The organism is Leclercia sp. UBA5076 (genome assembly GCF_002416465.1).
Classification (GTDB): Bacteria; Pseudomonadota; Gammaproteobacteria; order Enterobacterales; family Enterobacteriaceae; genus Enterobacter.
This window is the reverse complement of record NZ_DIAO01000011.1, coordinates 1-17,450: the sequence shown is the minus strand read 5'-3', so window position 1 is coordinate 17,450 and position 17,450 is coordinate 1. Positions and strand designations below refer to the sequence as shown.

Annotated in this window: 20 protein-coding genes and 2 pseudogenes; 15 read left to right on the top strand and 7 right to left on the bottom strand. The window is 52.1% G+C overall.

Features of this window, described 5'->3' with window-relative positions; all coding sequences use genetic code 11:
* Nucleotides 1-57 precede the first annotated feature (57 nt).
* Nucleotides 58-1,056: a class 1 fructose-bisphosphatase gene (gene fbp, locus B3X29_RS10580; RefSeq protein WP_103178013.1), complete on the bottom strand. Its 999-nt coding sequence runs from the start codon at nucleotides 1,054-1,056 to the stop codon at nucleotides 58-60.
* 179 nt (nucleotides 1,057-1,235) lie between these two features.
* Here fbp and mpl point away from each other — a divergent pair, with 179 nt between their 5' ends.
* The gene (gene mpl, locus B3X29_RS10575) at nucleotides 1,236-2,609 is read left to right on the top strand and encodes a UDP-N-acetylmuramate:L-alanyl-gamma-D-glutamyl-meso-diaminopimelate ligase (RefSeq protein WP_103178014.1); all 1,374 of its coding nucleotides are present in this window, start codon (nucleotides 1,236-1,238) and stop codon (nucleotides 2,607-2,609) included.
* Between the two features lie 90 nt (nucleotides 2,610-2,699).
* Here mpl and yjgA read toward each other — a convergent pair whose 3' ends face one another.
* Complete coding sequence (gene yjgA, locus B3X29_RS10570) at nucleotides 2,700-3,251, bottom strand: ribosome biogenesis factor YjgA (protein ID WP_103178015.1); 552 nt, start codon at nucleotides 3,249-3,251, stop codon at nucleotides 2,700-2,702.
* 95 nt (nucleotides 3,252-3,346) lie between these two features.
* Here yjgA and pmbA point away from each other — a divergent pair, with 95 nt between their 5' ends.
* The gene (gene pmbA, locus B3X29_RS10565) at nucleotides 3,347-4,699 is read left to right on the top strand and encodes a metalloprotease PmbA (RefSeq protein WP_159340451.1); all 1,353 of its coding nucleotides are present in this window, start codon (nucleotides 3,347-3,349) and stop codon (nucleotides 4,697-4,699) included.
* 225 nt (nucleotides 4,700-4,924) lie between these two features.
* Nucleotides 4,925-5,308 (top strand): cytochrome b562, encoded by a 384-nt coding sequence (cybC, locus tag B3X29_RS10560; protein WP_103178017.1) that lies wholly within the window; start codon nucleotides 4,925-4,927, stop codon nucleotides 5,306-5,308.
* Nucleotides 5,309-5,376: 68 nt separating this feature from the next.
* Here cybC and B3X29_RS10555 read toward each other — a convergent pair whose 3' ends face one another.
* Nucleotides 5,377-5,463, bottom strand: a complete 87-nt coding sequence (locus B3X29_RS10555) for a Hok/Gef family protein (RefSeq protein ID WP_236570691.1) — start codon at nucleotides 5,461-5,463, stop codon at nucleotides 5,377-5,379.
* A 201-nt stretch (nucleotides 5,464-5,664) separates the two neighbouring features.
* On the opposite strand from B3X29_RS10555, the gene B3X29_RS10550 reads away from it, so the two are divergent.
* From B3X29_RS10550 to B3X29_RS10535, 4 genes are all read left to right on the top strand, one after another.
* Nucleotides 5,665-7,034, top strand: a protein-coding gene (locus B3X29_RS10550; protein ID WP_159340452.1) for an IS3 family transposase whose coding sequence is annotated in 2 segments (ribosomal slippage) — nucleotides 5,665-6,148 and nucleotides 6,148-7,034 — 1,371 coding nt in all. Because the reading frame shifts where the segments join, the coding sequence is not laid out codon by codon here.
* Between the two features lie 938 nt (nucleotides 7,035-7,972).
* Nucleotides 7,973-8,203, top strand: coding sequence for a hypothetical protein (locus B3X29_RS10545; protein WP_159340453.1), 231 nt, complete (start codon nucleotides 7,973-7,975; stop codon nucleotides 8,201-8,203).
* 66 nt (nucleotides 8,204-8,269) lie between these two features.
* Nucleotides 8,270-10,930, top strand: a complete 2,661-nt coding sequence (locus tag B3X29_RS10540; protein WP_263951563.1) for a YadA C-terminal domain-containing protein — start codon at nucleotides 8,270-8,272, stop codon at nucleotides 10,928-10,930.
* Between the two features lie 95 nt (nucleotides 10,931-11,025).
* Nucleotides 11,026-11,406 carry a hypothetical protein gene (locus B3X29_RS10535; RefSeq protein ID WP_159340455.1) on the top strand — a complete coding sequence of 127 codons (381 nt, stop codon included), beginning with the start codon at nucleotides 11,026-11,028 and terminating at the stop codon, nucleotides 11,404-11,406.
* An 81-nt stretch (nucleotides 11,407-11,487) separates the two neighbouring features.
* Here the strand turns inward: B3X29_RS10535 and B3X29_RS10530 are convergent, their stop codons facing one another.
* Entirely contained in the window at nucleotides 11,488-11,673 is a 186-nt protein-coding gene (locus tag B3X29_RS10530) for a hypothetical protein (protein ID WP_159340456.1), read from the bottom strand.
* Here B3X29_RS10530 and B3X29_RS10525 point away from each other — a divergent pair, their 5' ends adjacent.
* The 6 genes from B3X29_RS10525 (at nucleotide 11,674) to B3X29_RS10500 (ending at nucleotide 14,545) form a co-directional block, all read left to right on the top strand.
* A complete protein-coding gene (locus tag B3X29_RS10525; protein ID WP_159340457.1) occupies nucleotides 11,674-12,117 on the top strand; it encodes a hypothetical protein in 444 nt (147 codons plus the stop codon). It abuts the gene before it with no gap.
* Between the two features lie 139 nt (nucleotides 12,118-12,256).
* Nucleotides 12,257-12,634 carry a hypothetical protein gene (locus B3X29_RS10520; protein WP_159340458.1) on the top strand — a complete coding sequence of 126 codons (378 nt, stop codon included), beginning with the start codon at nucleotides 12,257-12,259 and terminating at the stop codon, nucleotides 12,632-12,634.
* 75 nt (nucleotides 12,635-12,709) lie between these two features.
* Nucleotides 12,710-13,138 carry a hypothetical protein gene (locus B3X29_RS10515; RefSeq protein ID WP_159340459.1) on the top strand — a complete coding sequence of 143 codons (429 nt, stop codon included), beginning with the start codon at nucleotides 12,710-12,712 and terminating at the stop codon, nucleotides 13,136-13,138.
* Between the two features lie 197 nt (nucleotides 13,139-13,335).
* Entirely contained in the window at nucleotides 13,336-13,596 is a 261-nt protein-coding gene (locus tag B3X29_RS10510; protein WP_159340460.1) for a hypothetical protein, read from the top strand.
* 118 nt (nucleotides 13,597-13,714) lie between these two features.
* Nucleotides 13,715-14,101, top strand: a complete 387-nt coding sequence (locus B3X29_RS10505) for a hypothetical protein (RefSeq protein WP_159340461.1) — start codon at nucleotides 13,715-13,717, stop codon at nucleotides 14,099-14,101.
* A gap of 9 nt (nucleotides 14,102-14,110) precedes the next feature.
* Nucleotides 14,111-14,545, top strand: a complete 435-nt coding sequence (locus B3X29_RS10500) for a hypothetical protein (protein WP_159340462.1) — start codon at nucleotides 14,111-14,113, stop codon at nucleotides 14,543-14,545.
* A gap of 145 nt (nucleotides 14,546-14,690) precedes the next feature.
* On the opposite strand, the gene B3X29_RS10495 is transcribed toward B3X29_RS10500, so the two are convergent.
* Nucleotides 14,691-15,107: a PIN domain-containing protein gene (locus B3X29_RS10495; RefSeq protein WP_103178020.1), complete on the bottom strand. Its 417-nt coding sequence runs from the start codon at nucleotides 15,105-15,107 to the stop codon at nucleotides 14,691-14,693.
* Nucleotides 15,104-15,334, bottom strand: a complete 231-nt coding sequence (gene vapB / locus B3X29_RS10490) for a type II toxin-antitoxin system VapB family antitoxin (RefSeq protein ID WP_021314452.1) — start codon at nucleotides 15,332-15,334, stop codon at nucleotides 15,104-15,106. The genes B3X29_RS10495 and vapB overlap by 4 nt, the downstream gene beginning before the upstream one ends.
* 110 nt (nucleotides 15,335-15,444) lie before the next feature.
* Between vapB and B3X29_RS10485 the strand changes: the two are divergent.
* Nucleotides 15,445-15,674: pseudogene (locus B3X29_RS10485) on the top strand (IS3 family transposase); the annotation flags it as partial.
* Nucleotides 15,675-16,246: 572 nt separating this feature from the next.
* On the opposite strand, the gene B3X29_RS10480 reads toward B3X29_RS10485, so the two are convergent.
* Nucleotides 16,247-16,762 carry a hypothetical protein gene (locus tag B3X29_RS10480; protein WP_032664851.1) on the bottom strand — a complete coding sequence of 172 codons (516 nt, stop codon included), beginning with the start codon at nucleotides 16,760-16,762 and terminating at the stop codon, nucleotides 16,247-16,249.
* 145 nt (nucleotides 16,763-16,907) lie between these two features.
* Between B3X29_RS10480 and B3X29_RS10475 the strand changes: the two are divergent.
* A pseudogene (locus B3X29_RS10475) lies at nucleotides 16,908-17,450 on the top strand (ArsB/NhaD family transporter); the annotation flags it as partial.

Below are 17,450 nucleotides of genomic sequence, written 5' to 3'. Positions count from 1 at the left end.
ATAAATATCTGGAAAAACAAAAGGGGCCAACTGGCCCCTTTTGGTCAAACTCAACAATCAGGCATCCGGGAATTCACGGATAAAGCGTTCCACGTCGTCAACCATATGATCGTTGCCAACGAAGAACGAACGGCGCTGGTGCAGGCTTTCAGGAATGATATCCATAATCCGCTCTTTGCCGTCGCTGGCTTTACCGCCCGCCTGTTCGGCGAGGAAGGCCATCGGGTTGCACTCATACAGCAGGCGCAGCTTGCCTTCAGGGTGGCTGGCGGTGCTTGGGTAGAGGTAGATGCCGCCCTTCAGCAGGTTACGGTGGAAATCCGCCACCAGGGAGCCGATATAACGCGAGGTATAAGGGCGCTGGGTCGATTTATCCTCTTCCTGGCAGAATTTGATGTACTTCTTCACCCCCGCCGGGAATTTAATGTAGTTCCCTTCGTTGATGGAGTAAGTGCTGCCTTTCTGCGGGAAGCGCATACGCTCCTGGCACAGGCAGAATACGCCCAGCGACGGATCGTAGGTAAAGGCGTGCACGCCGCAGCCGGTGGTGTAGACCAGCATGGTGGAGGAGCCATATACCACATAACCCGCTGCAACCTGTTTATTGCCCGGCTGCAGGAAATCTTCTTCGGTGACCGGCGTGCCGACAGGGGTGACGCGACGGTAAATGGAGAAAATGGTGCCGACAGAGACGTTAACGTCGATGTTGGAGGAGCCATCCAGCGGATCCATCAGGACGACATACTTGGCGTGTTCACACCCTTCAAAGACGACGATTTCATCTTCTTCCTCGGAGGCGATCCCCGCAACGATGTCGCGCGCGCGCAGTGCAGCTTTCAGTTTTTCATTCGCGAACAGATCGAGTTTCTGTTGAACTTCGCCCTGCACGTTTTCAGCACCGCTGGCACCCAGGATATCGACCAGTCCGGCTTTGTTGATATCGCGATGGATGATCTTGGCGCCCAGCTTTATTGCCGACAACAAAGCAGTGAGCTCACCGGTAGCATGCGAGAACTCGTGCTGCTTTTCGACAATAAATTCACCTAACGTTTTCATAACACTTTCCCTGCATTGGATGTTGAGTAAAGTTGTTGATGCCCAACAATCTTAACAAACTTTCAAATTGTCGCGCAGAGGTGAATCGCGCCAGCTTGCTACAGATTTTCCTGAAATGCGTTTCTCTGCTGCTGACATATGCGTAAAATGTGCGCCACATTGAAGAAGGATAGTGACGTATGCGCATTCATATATTGGGGATTTGTGGCACTTTCATGGGCGGCCTGGCTATGCTGGCGCGCGCTCTTGGCCATGAGGTGACAGGTTCGGACGCCAATGTGTATCCGCCGATGAGCACGCTGCTGGAAAACCAGGGCATCGATCTGATTCAGGGCTACGACGCCAGCCAACTGGAGCCGCAGCCGGATCTGGTGATTATCGGAAACGCCATGACCCGGGGTAATCCCTGCGTAGAAGCCGTGCTGGAAAGGAATATTCCCTACATGTCAGGGCCGCAGTGGCTGCATGATTTCGTTCTGCGCGATCGCTGGGTGCTGGCGGTGGCGGGAACCCACGGCAAAACCACCACCGCCGGCATGGCGACGTGGATCCTCGAAGCCTGCGGCTACAAGCCGGGCTTTGTGATTGGTGGCGTGCCGGGGAACTTTGACGTTTCTGCCCGCCTGGGCGAGAGCCCGTTCTTTGTTATTGAGGCGGACGAATATGACTGCGCGTTCTTTGATAAACGCTCCAAGTTTGTTCATTACTGCCCGCGCACGCTGATCCTCAACAACCTTGAGTTTGACCACGCGGACATTTTCGACGACCTGAAAGCGATTCAGAAGCAGTTCCACCACCTGGTGCGCATCGTGCCGGGCCAGGGACGCATCATCCTGCCGGAGAACGACATTAACCTGAAGCAGACCCTGGCGATGGGGTGCTGGAGCGAGCAAGAGTTGGTGGGCGAGCAGGGCCACTGGCAGGCGAAAAAGCTCACCAACGATGCCTCCCGCTGGGAAGTGTTGCTGGATGGCGAAAAAGTCGGGGAAGTGCAGTGGGCGCTGGTGGGCGAGCACAACATGCATAACGGCCTGATGGCGATCGCCGCGGCCCGTCATGTGGGCGTCTTGCCTGCCGATGCGGCCAACGCGCTGGGCTCCTTTATCAATGCCCGTCGTCGTCTTGAGCTGCGCGGCGAAGCCAATGGCGTGACGGTGTATGACGATTTTGCCCATCACCCGACCGCGATCCTCGCGACGCTGGCTGCCCTGCGCGGCAAAGTGGGCGGCACGGCACGCATTCTGGCCGTACTGGAACCGCGCTCCAACACCATGAAGATGGGGATTTGCAAAGACGATTTAGCCCCCTCTTTAGGTCGCGCGGACGAGGTCTTCCTCCTGCAACCGCAGCACATTCCGTGGCAGGTGGCGGAAGTAGCCGAAGCCTGCGTCCAGCCTGCGCACTGGAGTGCCGACGTGGATACGCTGGCGGAGATGGTGGTGAAAACCGCGCAGCCGGGGGATCACATTCTGGTGATGAGCAACGGCGGGTTTGGTGGGATCCATCAGAAACTGCTGGACGGTCTGGCGAAGAAAGCAGAAGCAGTGGCGTAAAAAAAAGCCCGGTAGCGCTAACGCTGACCGGGTTTTTTGTAGGCCGGAGAAGGCGTTTACGCCGCCATCCGGCAAACAGCAGGCAGGGAATTAACCTTCGGCTTCCGCCAGCTCGCGCAGATACTGGAAAATCAGACGTGCAGACTTCGGCGGTTTGTTCGCCTCTTTCTCTTTCTTCGCGTTACGGATCAGAGAGCGCAGCTGCTGGCGATCGGCGTCCGGCCACAGGTTCAGCACTTCCGGTACGGCGTCATCGCCCTGTTCAATCAGACGATCGCGGATCTGCTCCAGCTTATGGAACAGCGCAACCTGCTGGTTGTGGCGGTTTTTCAGCTTATCCAGCGCCTGGCGAATCGGCTCTACGTCGCGCTGGCGCAATAATTTACCAATCAACTGAAGCTGGCGGCGACGGCCCTCTTTCTTGATGCGCTGTGCCAGTTCGATGGCGGCACGCAGATCCGGGTCGAGCGGGATTTTATCCAGCGCGTTTTTACCCAGCTCTACCATCTCCGCACCAAGCTGTTTTAACTCTTCGGCGTCGCGTTTAATTTCACTTTTGCTGACCCAGATGATCTCATCATCTTCGTCTTCGATGTCATCACCGGGAACGTCGTCGAGCCAGTCTTCGGGCTGCTTAGTCATGTCAGGCTCCTTAAAAAAAGAGGCTAATGTTACCAGTTTAGACGCGTACTGAGAAACGGTTCTCTGTTAGACTTCAGCTAACTACACCTTACATTATGGCATTTACGATGAAAGTGATCTCACAAGTTGCAGCGCAGCGTAAAGCACTGGAAGAGGCCGTCTCTATGGCCCTGGAGCTGGCGTCAGCGAAATCGGACGGGGCAGAAGTCGCCGTCAGCAAAACCACTGGCCTGAGCGTCAGCACCCGCTATGGCGAAGTGGAAACCGTTGAATTTAATAGCGATGGCGCATTAGGGATTACTGTTTATCACCAGAACCGTAAAGGCAGCGCCTCCTCTACCGATTTAAGCCCTGACGCCATTGCGCGGACCGTGCAGGCGGCGCTGGATATCGCCTCCTATACCTCCCCGGACCCCTATGCCGGGGTGGCTGACAAAGAGCTGCTGGCCTTTGAGGCCCCGGATCTGGATCTCTTCCATCCGGCGGAAGTGACCCCGGACGAAGCCATTGAGTTCGCCGCTCGCGCGGAGCAGGCCTCCCTTAATGCCGATAAGCGCATCACCAATACCGAAGGCGGCAGCTTTAACAGCCACTACGGCATTAAAGTCTTTGGCAACAGCCACGGCATGTTGCAGGGCTATTGCTCCACCCGTCACTCTCTTTCCAGCTGCGTGATTGCCGAAGAGAACGGCGACATGGAGCGCGATTACGCCTATACCATTGGCCGCGCGATGGGCGATCTGCAGTCGCCGGAGTGGGTTGGGGCGGAGTGCGCAAAACGCACCTTATCCCGCCTGGCTCCGCGTAAACTCTCTACCATGAAAGCACCGGTTATCTTTGCCAATGAAGTGGCAACCGGTCTGTTTGGGCATCTGGTCGGCGCGATTGCCGGCGGCGCGGTCTACCGTAAATCCACCTTCCTGCTTGATGCGCTGGGTACGCAAATCCTGCCGGAGTGGCTGACCATTGAAGAGCACCCGCACCTGCTGAAAGGACTGGCCTCCACGCCGTTCGACAGCGAAGGTGTGCGCACCGAGCGTCGCGATATCGTCAAAGAGGGCATCCTGACCCAGTGGCTGCTGACCAACTACTCCGCACGCAAACTGGGGCTGAAAAGCACGGGTCATGCGGGCGGCATCCACAACTGGCGCATTGCGGGCCAGGGCCTGGGCTTTGAGCAGATGCTGAAAGAGATGGGCACCGGGCTGGTGGTCACCGAGCTGATGGGGCAGGGCGTGAGCGGCGTCACTGGCGACTACTCGCGCGGGGCGTCCGGCTTCTGGGTGGAAAACGGTGAGATTCAGTATCCGGTGAGCGAAATTACCATCGCCGGTAACCTGAAAGATATGTGGCGTAATATCGTGACGGTGGGGAACGATATCGAGACGCGCAGCAATATCCAGTGCGGATCTGTTCTGTTACCGGAAATGAAGATCGCCGGTCAGTAATACCCGTCATACTTCACGCCGCAGATGCGTTGGCTGCGCGCGCTCACCCCGGTCACTTACTTATGTAAGCTCCCGGGGATTCACGCGCTTGCCGCGTTACTCGGCCTATGGCCTCGCCCCTTTGGGGCCAGCGCAAGCGCTGTTCAAGGCACATGTGCCTTGTTCTGCAACGCGAATTATTTAGGGTATTAGTCGGTTTTTTTAATAATAAAAAGGAAGTGAGCAATGCGTAAAACTCTGTTAGCTATCCTCGCAGCGTCATCGCTGGTCATGAGCACCTCGGTCCTGGCCGACCTGGAAGACAATATGGACACCCTCAGCGAAAATCTGAAGGTGGTGCAAAAAACCGATAACGCGGCGGAGATGAAAGAGGCGTTAACCAAAATGCGTACCGCGGCGGTAGACGCGCAAAAAGAGACCCCGCCAAAGCTGGAAGGCAAAGCGGAAGACAGCCCGGAGATGAAAGATTTCCGTCACGGCCTTGAGACGCTGGTGGGGCAGATTGACGGCGCGCTGAAGCTGGCGAACGAAGGCAAAGTGAAAGAGGCCCAGGCGGCAGCCGATGGGTTTGTTACCACACGAAATACTTATCACAAAAAATACCGTTAATGGGTGCCTGAGCCTTACGTCCTCTCCCCGTGTGCGGAGGCGCACTAAACGCCTCCGCCGGTTTGCTCCTACAATCCGGAGCGACAATCCATCTTCGCAATCACTTCAAGCGAACCGTTTCGAAAACTGATCTCGCACAGTGTTTTCCGCGTCACCAGCGTTAAGATGATTATTGTCAAAGCAATAATATCAAAACTCCGATGCCTGGGTTTTGGCGATTCATGGATGCCTCCTTGCTTTTAAAGCGGGCGAGGTAGCGAACTCCACGGTTGCGACGTGTCGTTTCGAGCCCCCGCCCTGATTTTTCGTCAGGTGCACTGCACCCATTTAGTTGGACTCTCAAACTGGAGAGTCCTATGCCCGGACGTAAATATACCCTCGAAGAACGCCTTGAAGTCGTTATGCACTATCTTGCTAGCGATGAAGGTTATCGGTTAACTTCAGCCCGTTTCAACATTCCCAGAACCCAGGTGAGAATCTGGGTTGCAGCCTATGATGCTTATGGAGAAGAGGGATTAAGGCCCAGAGATAAGGGCGTATCAATTGATCCTGAGATCAGAATTGAAGCTGTAAAAGCCGTGCTTTCAGGTCAGATATCCCAGACTCAGGCCGCGACTAAATTCAATATTGCAGGTGCATCATCTGTGGCCAAATGGCTGAAAGTGTATAAAGAGCATGGTGAAGAAGGGCTTCGCTCACTCAAGGTAGGCACAAAAAGGGTATCTTACATGGCTGAACACCCTGAACTTATTGAAGCCGCAGAGGAACGATCAAAAGAACCACGGATTCATGAACTTGAAAGGAAGGTCAAACGTCTTGAATTACGGATACTTTATCTACAAAAGCTGAAAGCCTTAGTTCGGTAAGAGAAAAGGTTCGTGTTGTTGACGAACTAAGGCAGCATTATCCCCTTGACCAGCTGCTGAGTATTGCCCGGATACCCAGGAGCACGTTTTACTATCACCTCAGGGCGCTCCGCTCTCCGGGTAAATACGATGAAATAAATCGTCGAATCAGCGAGATATATGATGAAAACCAGGGCCGCTATGGCTATCGACGGGTAACGCTGGCACTCAGAAGAGAGGGGGAAGTAATCAACCATAAGGTGGTTCAACGCCTGATGAATGCTCTTGAACTTAAAGCAGCAATCAAAGTAAAGCGCTACACCTCCTGGCGTGGCGAACGTGGTTGTGCTGCTGACAATCTCCTGCAACGAAACTTCAAAGCCAGCCGGCCCAATGAAAAATGGGTCACAGATGTCACCGAATTCGCTGTCAACGGCCGCAAACTCTATCTTTCTCCCATCATCGATCTCTTCAATAATGAAGTGATTTCCTACAGTATTTCAGAACGCCCGACAATGCCGATGATTGACGACATGTTGATTAAGGCATTCGCCAGAATGGACGCAAACAGCACGCCAGTCCTTCACTCAGACCAGGGCTGGCAATACCGGCATCAATGGTATCAATATCAGTTGCGGGAGTTTGGGGTTCTGCAAAGTATGTCCCGCAAAGGAAACTGTCTGGATAATGCCTGTGCGGAATGTTTTTTCGGGACGCTAAAATCAGAATGCTATTACACCCGTAAATTCAACGATGTCGACGAACTGAAGGTCGTTCTTGAGGATTATATTCATTACTACAACAATCGCCGCATCAGCCTTAAATTTAACGGACTCAGCCCGGTTGAATATCGCCTGAAAACCTATCCGCTACGAATTTGACGTGGTGATTTTCATCAAGGAAGCATCATAAAGAAAATCATGATAATGCGTAATCAGCTTGCGCAGGATTTTTACTTTTTTGATGATGGTGTTAAGGATGTCATCCAGTTCTCAGGCTTGCATAACGTCTGAAATGAATAGGTTATCGGTCCGCTATGAGCGAGAAGTAGACATTCTCAGTTTATTCTGAACAAATAAATCTGTCTTATTCTTGTCACTATCAACTCTTTCAGAGATGTATGAAGTTGTGAATTTTTGTCGTCAATGATTCAAGGGAAATGTTTCTTTCTATAACACTATGGATTGACTAATAATTCTTCTTATCCAGAAAGTTCCATCAGACTAATGCCAGTAAACAATCACCCTAATTGATGATTTTTTCGTTTTACCCTGTCGCCATTCTCATCGCATTAGTAAGCAATTGTTATATTATACCCTCGCTTAAAATTGACTAAAATCAAACTTTTTAGTGTTTTTTTTGTGCTTCGAATAAAGTTTGTTATCGCGCATTTTTACATCAATTTTAAAAAATTAACCAGATTAAAACAAAGTCCGGCAATTAATGGGGAACGCATTGTTGCTGGCTAAAGTTATGGTGCCAGGGGCCCAGGGATGGGGGAGGTGAAGGGTTTGTGTTGGTAAGTAGATGTTGCGAAGTGTTGCCGCGCGCGGCATTACGCAGACTTTATGACATACAAAAGACTAATTAATCACTTTTTAATTTCAATTTGAATGAATAATAGTCACCAACATTACTATTAATGACGTGACTGGTATGTGACTTTCAATTGAAAATACATAAGCATTTAAAATGAATTCTATTCATGACTAATGCAACAATTCTTAAACACTTATTACGTGTTGACATGTTTCCACCAAAGCCTCAATTTCCACTCCCGATACGCTAATACGGTTCAACAGCAGCACCATGAGGCTCTATGAATACCGAACATAATCAATCAATCCAAAAAGGAAAAGGGAATAAGGACAAGCCAGCGTCAAAGCTGGTTATGTTCAGTACCAGGCTTGACGAGTCGCTTTATGAAGCAGTCAGGGTGTTGTCGTTCCAACACCGGAAATCACGACAGGAAATTGTCGGAGAGGCGATCGAGTTACTCAAAGTGAAGTACGGCGAGGTTTCCCTCGCCGCAGATATAGCAAAGCAATAACCCCCTCGTCGCCAAACTAGACGGGTTATCGCAAACACCAATCAACAGAATGATAGCAGGATTAAAGTGAAAAAAACGTTACTTGCAACAGTAGTATTGACCGCCATCACATCCAATGCTCAGGCGGTTGCAACCCCTCCTACTCCAGTTGTCACTGCTCCTGGGCAATCTGCTTATGACGCAACCCAGGATGGCCGTATCGGCGCACTCGAAGGTCAGGTTGCTGGCATCGGTTCTGACATCATCCGTGGTGATGCCAAAGACACTCAGCAGGATTCCGTTATCCAGAAGAACCGCGCCGACCTGCAATCCCAGATTGACCGAAACCATCAGGTCATCAGCGGTATGAATACCAAAAACAAAGGTCAGGACACGCTGATCCAGCAGAACGCCGCAAGCGTGCAGGCTCTCCAGTCCCAAGCCTCTGGTTTGGCCACCAAAGCCGATTTCGACAAAGACCAGCAGCGCCAGGATGACGCGGCAAAAGCTGAAACCAGCCGCGTAAACAATGCGCTGGCTAAGAAAGCCAGCCAGGCAGATCTGCTGACCGTTGGCGGTAAGGTGAACGACGAGATTAAACGCTCCACTGATGCGGATACCCAGCACGACGCAGCGATTGCCAAGGCTCAGGGCGTGGCTGATGCCGCCAAGACAAAGGCTGACAGCACCGCCGCCAGCGTAAACCAGCTGGCGTTGAGCACCCAGAAGAAAATCGACGATGAAGCAACGCACCGCGTTGATGCCGATAACCTGCTGCGTGACAAAATCAAACAGCAAGCCGCCACTCAGGCCACTACTGATAAAGCACAGGATGTCGAGATCGCCAAAAAGGCGAGCAACGCTGACTTGCTGGCAACTGGCAACGCCCTGGCTGGCCGCATTGATACCAATAAGGCAGACATCACCAAGGTCGGTAAAGATCTGACTGACTTTCAGAACGCACAGGGTACGAAAGACGCCGCGCAGGATTCAGCACTGGCTGCTGAGGTTAGTCGAGCAAAAGCTGCTGAAACGGCAAACTCTGGCCTGATCACCGCTAACACCGCAGCCATTGCTCTTAAGGCAGACCAGCTTGCTCTGGATGCCGCCAATAACCGCATTGATACCAACGAAACCGCCATTAAGGGTATTCAGGCTAAAGATACCGCGCAGGATGGTCTGATCAGCGGCAACACCGCCAAAATCACCACTCTGGAAGGTGCTGTTCAGTCCAATACAACAGCACTGGCTGGCAAAGTTGACCAGGCAGCATATAACGCTGACCAGGCGAACATTCAGCAGACGCTGGCCGATAAAGCAGACAAAGCGGATCTGACTCCACTGAAAAGCGGTATCACGAAGAACGCCGCCGACATCGCCAACAAGGCCGACAAAACCGACCTGTATCCGCTGAAAACTGACATTCAGAAAAACAGCAATGAGATCTCCGGCGTTAAATTCGACCTCGCCAATAAAGCTGACAAAGCCGATCTGACTCCTATCGCCCAAAAGGCAGATAAGAATGAGCAGGACATTCAGGGTATCAATACCTCTCTGTCGCAGAAAGTTGACCAAGGCGCATTCAAAACCGACCAGGATCGCCAGGATGCCGCGCTTAAAGCTGAGCAGACACGCGCCGAAGGTGCAGAGAAAGCGAATACCGCACTTATCGGCACCAAAGCGGATCAGGCTGCACTGGCTACCGAAACCTCCCGCGCACAGGGTGAAGAATCACGCATCGCTGGGCTGGTAACGTCCAACACCAACGCGATTGCCAACAAAGCAGACAAAGCCGCTGTTACCAAAAACTCCGGTGGCGTGCAGCAGCTGGCGCAGGGCGAAGTGTACCTGGCTAACGGTGTTCAGCAGAACCACGCTGATATCGCCAGCAATACCGCTGCTGTTGCGACTAACACTGCCGCGCTGGCTACCAAAGCTGACCAGACCTCGTTTACCGCCCTCCAGCAGCGCGTATCACTGGATGAGCAGTACGACGGCCAGGCTATCAGCAAAAACCGTCAGGATATCGGGGACGAAGCAAGCCGCGCTACGCAGGCTGAGCAGCAACTGGAACAGACCAAAGCTGATAAAACGCAGGTGCAGCAGAATGCTACCAGCATTCAGCAGAACACTACTGCGCTGGCTGGCAAAGCGGATACCTCAGCACTGACCGCTGAAACCTCCCGCGCTCAGAGTGCAGAGCAGCAGAACGCCGACGGCGTTGCAACGAACAAAGCTGAGCTGGCTAAACACTCTCAGACATTCACTACCCTGCAACGTGAAGTGGATCAGAAGGTTGATACCAGCACCTACCAGCAGCGTGCCCGCTCTGTAGATACCCGCTTTGCCGATACCGACGCGCGTATCCAGCAGCAGCATGACGAACAGGTGAAAACCAACCAGAAAGTAGCGGCTAATAGCAAACAGCTGGCGAACCATGAAGCGCGTATCACGGATCTGGAAGCCAACAACAAAACCAACTTTAACAAACTGCAAAACCAGCAGAACAAAGACCGTAAAGAATTCCGCGCGGGCGTGGCTGGTGCTATCGCACTGACCCAGATCCCTCAGACTCCGCAGGATCACACCGCTGGTTTCGGTATGGCTGTCGGTACGTTCAACGGTGAAAACGCGCTCGCCGCTGGTGTTAGTGCCCGTGTTTCTCAGAACGTGACCGTTAAATCCGGCCTGAGCTGGGACACCCAAGGCAACGTAGGTGCTGGCGCTGGCTTCCTGGTGAGCTACTAAGCATGTGCGTGAACCACTACGACAACGCCCGGCGCTACGCTGACGGCAAAAAGTAAAACAATGGGCAGCGAAAGCTGGCCGTTTAAAGGACTAATATGAAACGTTACGTAATCGCCGCGCTGGTGGCCGCAACCCTGGTAGGCTGCGCTGTTAAGCAACATGACACCCTGGGCGATGAGCTGTCCCAGTTTCGCACCACTCGCTCGCTCTATAACAAAGCACTCCTACGCTGTAACTACCTGGTCACAGAGAAGTACCAGGGCAGTCTCTATGGCCTCACATCTCTTGAGGGGGCTGAGCGCCGGGAGGTTGAGGCCGCAGCACGCGCTGACCATGCTACTTGCGAGTCCAATTTCCAGCGCAAATCCGCCGCTTTATGGGAAGAGCAATCCCCGGAGGTACACGCCTTTTATGAACAACGCCGCGCCGAGCTCAACAAAGAGTTTGAGCAGGTAAAAGCCGAAGCAGCACGATAAGAAGAAAGACCGATGAAAAAAATGATGTTAGCACTCACCATGACCGCAGCCCTGGCTGGTTGCGCCGAGCACCCTGTGCTGTCAGCTGCGGCTGTTGGTATTGGTGCGGCAGCGGTCGCCACCGCCGTCGCCAAAAATAAGTACGAAGACAAGAAAAAGGATGATCATAAGTCCGATGTCAATCACCACCACCGCCACCACCATGATGATGACGGCGATCGCCACCACGACAAAGACCATCACCACCACCGCCACGGGTAACAGCACATGAAAAAGATTATCACTTTCCTGGCTGTTTCCGTCGCTATCGCAGCACCAGCAGCGCACGCTATCAACGCCCACTACCGTGATCAGCTGATCCGCTCCGGCTGCACTCAGATGACTGAGGCACAGGGCTGCGACATCTACAAAACGAAGGCGCAGAACGAGGCGGCAGGATTCAGCAGCGGAGTGGCTCCTACGGCGAAATCTGACGTAAAAAAGTTCGACGGGGACTACGTGGCACGCCGTCCAAACGGCCAGCGCATTACAAACATTCGTATTGGTGCGGGAAAGGTAAAGCTTGCCGGGAAGCCAGTAAAGGCCACCGTCGCGAACGATATGCTTATCATCAACGGCAGCAACAACCGCACTTTCGTGATTTACACGACTGGTGGCAGCTTCTGGGAAAACACCGAAACGCATGATCGCGGCATCATTGAACGCGGCTAATAATGAGTTCATGCTTTTTACTCCAAAAATATGAAATAGTGAGGGCTCGTTAACACTTCTCATATTTGAAGCGCTGTTTCTTTTAAGATTATCATCCAGTGATTCGCACGATAGTTGAGCCTTAATTTGAACTGAAATTATGGAAAAAAAAACTTTATTTGCTACAGCAGTGGCAGTGATGATGCTGTCCGGTTGCGTCCAAAAAAACACTGCGCGTAATTGTGATCAGGCGGTTGAAGTGGCCTACAGATTCACTGAGCACGCTATTTCAATGCGCCCGGAACTGGCTTACACCCCGGTACGAAATGAGGCTGATAGCGCTTTATTCTGGCTCGCCTGTCGTGATGGTCTGCAAAAGGGGGCCGCACACGACACTACCCGTCTAATGGCAATGCAGAATTATATTTCGAATGCCGTAGTACAGCCGGGTATATCTGCCGAAGATGGCCGTTATCTGGTTAACGACATGGCAATATTTTTAGCGCATCAATACGGTTTTGAATCTGCGAGCAGTTAATTATTAGCCGTTATTCGTAGTGAGGACTGTTAACAGCAATCCATCTCAATCAGGTGGCGAGCTAAGGAAACAAATATGAAAACATATAAATCGATAATTCTGGCCGTCTGGCTTTGTTTATCCGTTATTCCCTTGTTGGCTATGGTAGGGGCGTATAGCGACGGTTATCTGGTTGTCCTACTGTTGCTGGCTGGCGTTGGCTTATGGTTCAACTGGAAATATGCCGAAGGTGAATGGCCGGAAATGAGTTACTGGAAAGCGTGCTGCATCGCGCTGGGGCTGGCAGCTGTTGGTCTGTATATCAGCCTTACTTGCATGGCTGAACAGTACCAGCGGAGTGTTGGCGTAATTGCGGAAATGCTCCTGGATTACTCGCCGCAGGTCTATTTCCAGCCGCTGATCATTACGCCGATTTCGCTGTTGATCTGGCGCTGGTTATTCAAAGAGCCACGCACCGCACGTCTCGCGGAGGCTTCCATGCCTACAGTCGTCGAGAGCGCGTAAAAGATTCGTCCTCTTCTGTACGGGAGGTCAAAGGTTCGCCACCGATGACGGCGAAAAAAGAGTGTTGATTGAGTTGATAGCGCGTTGCGCACCCTCCCCAGAACTGAGGCTGGGGAGGGCATTTTTTTAAGGATTCGCACTATGCGTCCTGGACTTTACGACAGCGTACTTCGTTACGCCGACGAGAAAAATGGCAAATGAAAAGAGTTAAAACCTGGGCAATCCGTGCCGGAATAACTCTGTTCATGGCGATTGGCGGCATGGGCGCAGGTCAGATATTTTCGACCGATCATCCTGATGAGATGCCATATGCCTACGCCGCGGGTTGTGCGCTGGGCCTTGTTCTTTGTTATTTCATGTTTTGGCAGGTAACCCCGGTAAATCTGGAGTTGCAACCAACTCTTGAGGAACTGATTGAGGACGGAATTCCCGACCTTCACGAAGAGAATTGGGATTGAGATATCAACGATTAAGTGAGTTCCTGGTGAACCGTGTCCTGACTTTTTGGGAATGGCTGTCAATGGCTCACAAATACGATCAGAGTCATTAGGACGCTGTATCAAGTGGAAAGACTACATGATTAAAGTGATCACACCCGCCGCGCTGTTGGTGGCTTTTGCCCTGACTGGCTGCACCGCACCGCAGGAAGATACGCCGATCTCGCAGCTGAATCAGTTTCGTGAAATCCGCACCCTCTATAACGGTGCTTATCTGCGCTGTCATGAAAAGGTGCGCGAGAAGTATTACTCCCGGCTTGTTGGTGACAAACTTGTGGAAGGTGCAGAGCGCGAGGCCGTTTCACATGCGTACTACGCTGAGCGCCGCGTTTGCACTGACAATTACAACCGCAAGATGCAATCCCTTGTTGATGCTCAATCACCGGAAGTTAAGGCGTATTTCGAGCAGCGCCAGACTGAGCAGCACAACCAAATTATTGCTATTGAAAAAGAAGCTAACCGCTAAGGCCTGACTATGAAAAAAATGATTTTATCGACGCTGGTACTGGCAGTTATCGCAGCTGCACCAGTCCACGCTATTAATGCCAAGTACCGCGAGCAACTGGAGCGCTCAGGCTGCACCCAGATGAACGCCGGATCCACCTGCGATATCAATAAAACCCCGGCCCAGAATGCCGCAGCGGAGAAAAAGAGCAAGGACTTCACCAAATTCAAAGGCACTTACTCGGTGTTTGCCGCGAACGGCCAGCGTCTCGGTAATCGGGTCATTGTCGTTAAGCCGCGCGAGGTTCGTTACAAAGGTCAACTGGTAGAGCTTCCGCGCGTGATTAATGGCGTGCTGTTGTTCAGTGTCGACCTGACGCAATACTCAATCGCGGGTACACGCGGAAGCGAACTGGGTACCTGGCTGGATGACCGCACTAATACTGGCGGCACCATTGGCCATTAATCATGAATCAGTATCCTGAGATGCATATATTTGTTTATTGGTGGATTATGCGTTTGTGATTGTTCGGTTGCTGTATAATGAAAAATCTGAATGTCAGCTTCTGGCACAAAGCGGACATTACAGTTTTTCAGGGCTCTTTCTGCCGTCAGTTAGCCCAGTCTTCCAGAACCAGGCCAGGCACACGCTCAAACTCTCGCACGTTGTTCGTCACCAGCACGGCGCCGGCGGCGATGGCATGCCCGGCGATCGCCGTATCGTTCGGACCGATTGGCGTCCCGGCCGCAGTCAGTGCTGCCTTAATCTCCGTAGTTGCGTCCACCGCGGCGCGGTCCCAGGCGAGGATTGCATCAAGGCGGGCGCAGAATGCTTCGACAAGCATGCCGTGGCGGGGGGATGCCTTTTTTCCGATTGCACCGAAACGCATTTCGGCATAGGTAATGGCCGAAACCACGATTCGGTTATTCCGCAGCACTGCCTGCTCCAGCCGTTTAATGACAGCTTCGGGCTGCTCACGCATGATGAACGAGCAAATGTTGGTGTCCAGCATATAGGTCTTGATCACAGGTCAAACCTTCCTTCATCGCTGACGACGTCCCCACGCTCGGCCATAAAGTCCGAATCGGCTTTTTCGAGCTGAGTAAACGAACCCCATGTTGGGCGAACGGGACGAAGGATGATGCTGTCACCTTCCCGGACGATCTCCAGTTCGCTAACTCCCTCAAAATCCAGGTCACGGGGCAGACGAATGGCGCGATTATTGCCATTTTTGAAAATCGATACGGTTCTCATAATATTTCTCCTGATTGGCTGTCTTTTAAGCATATGCTAAGTATATGCAGAGGTGAAGCATATGTATAGATGTGGCATCTTCTGAGTTATGAGGTGTGCATATATGAGACACGCAAAGCACGTCCCGCAAAGGAAACTGTCTGGAGAATGCCTGCGCTGAGTGTTTTTCGGGACGTTAAAATCAGAATGCTTCTACATCCGTAAACTCAACGATGTTGACTAGCTGAAGGTCATTCTTGAGGATTACATTCGGTACTACAACACGCGACGAATCAGCCTTAAATTTAACGGCCTCAGCCCGGTTGAATACCTCCTGAAGACCTACCCGCTGCGGCTTTAGCCACGTTATCCTGATTTCACCTAGACGGTCTGATGTTGGCAAGGGCATTACGAGGCCTGACGGCCCTCAGCAGTATTGATACCAGCCCTGTTGTTGCGGGGCGTTTCTGATGTTCCGGACACGGCCAGGCTGAAATGAACAGCATTCAAAATGAGCAAAAAGTGCTTCTCGTAAAAAATTTACAAATCTTTTTTGCAGGAAAACATGCCTCTAATTCGCAACAGGAAGCCCGGAGAGCGATTCTTCGTTACGCATAAGGCCAATTGTGTTTCAACAGTAAAAACTGTTTCTGAGGCCTTTGGTTGCGAATAGTGGGCTATTAACGCGTATTCCCGTAACGCTGAAAAGTCATGAATAGCTATGAATAGCAGTGACCTTGCAGGTAAACGTCAGGTTTATTACTATTCAGGCATCGATACTGACCGGAACCACTCAACACTGGTATGTTGATGGGGTATTGATGTCGGAGAGTAATCTCCCCCAGCCTAAGAGCGGGATATCCAAAGACACAGACCGGAACCCAACAAGAGTGGATAACATCGATGATCTACTCTGGTGAAAAGGCGCTGATATCAGCGCCTTTTTGCTTTTCTGGACGTGTAAACCGTCTGTCCATTCAGTCGCAGATGTGCGACATATGCAAATTTCATGGGCCTACTCTTTGGTATGGAGTGTCGTCCCCACTGATTGACTTCATAAGCTGATACAACATAAAGCTTTAAGCCGTTCGGGTGACCGTTGTCCTTACGCAAGTCAAAGAAGATCGCATAGTCATTAACCTCCATATAATGATACATCTCATTGTTTCCCTTATTGATATGGGGAACAACGTAGGAGGTCAGCAGATTTGTTGAAAGCATCTGCGGCAGGTTAAGGCTGGCAGCATATCTGTCAGCACAGAAAAATCGATCCGGTGGAATTTCCGGTCCGTTTCCTTTCTGGTCAGAAAAGACATGATTGCTGTAGTTGATTGTTATCTGTACGGGGTCAGGGATATTGGCGATTTCTGCCATAAACGTCAAAGGCGCGAGGTGCTTCATACAGTAGCTTTTTCCATTAAAGGAAAGATTTTTATGTGCGCCTTTCACTGTTATCCCTTACGAATCCAATGGAGCGGGAATTGTATCACAACCCCATGCGGGGCAGATGCGCCCGAGATGTAAAAGATGTGCATAGAGTACGCGCATGGCCGGCCTCACTGGCTGGTATCCTGAAGAGGCCAACCATGGTTACTATGTCTCCCGCTGGGGTAACGGACGTGGCCGCCTGCTGTTCACCTGGATAGTCTTGCTCGGTGCCGCTGTCGCTGCGTTGTTTGCCAATGACGGCACCGCGCTGATCCTGACGCCGATTGTGATTGCGATGCTGCTCGCACTGGGGTTCAGCCAGGGCACGACACTGGCCTTTGTCATGGCCGCAGGATTTATTGCAGATACGGCCAGCCTGCCACTCATTGTGTCTAACCTGGTTAATATCGTCTCGGCGGACTTCTTCGGTCTGGGCTTTACGCAGTACGCCTCCGTTATGATCCCCGTGGATGCGGCAGCGATTGCGGCCACGCTGACCATGCTGCATCTCTTCTTCCGCAGGGATATTCCGGCAACGTATGACGTTTCGCTGCTGAAGACGCCTGCCAGCGCGATCAAGGATCCGGCAACCTTCAGGGCGGGCTGGATTGTCCTGTTATTGCTGCTTGTCGGTTTCTTTGTTCTGGAGCCGCTGGGGATCCCGGTCAGTGCGATAGCGGCGGCTGGAGCAGCAGTGCTGTTTGTGGTG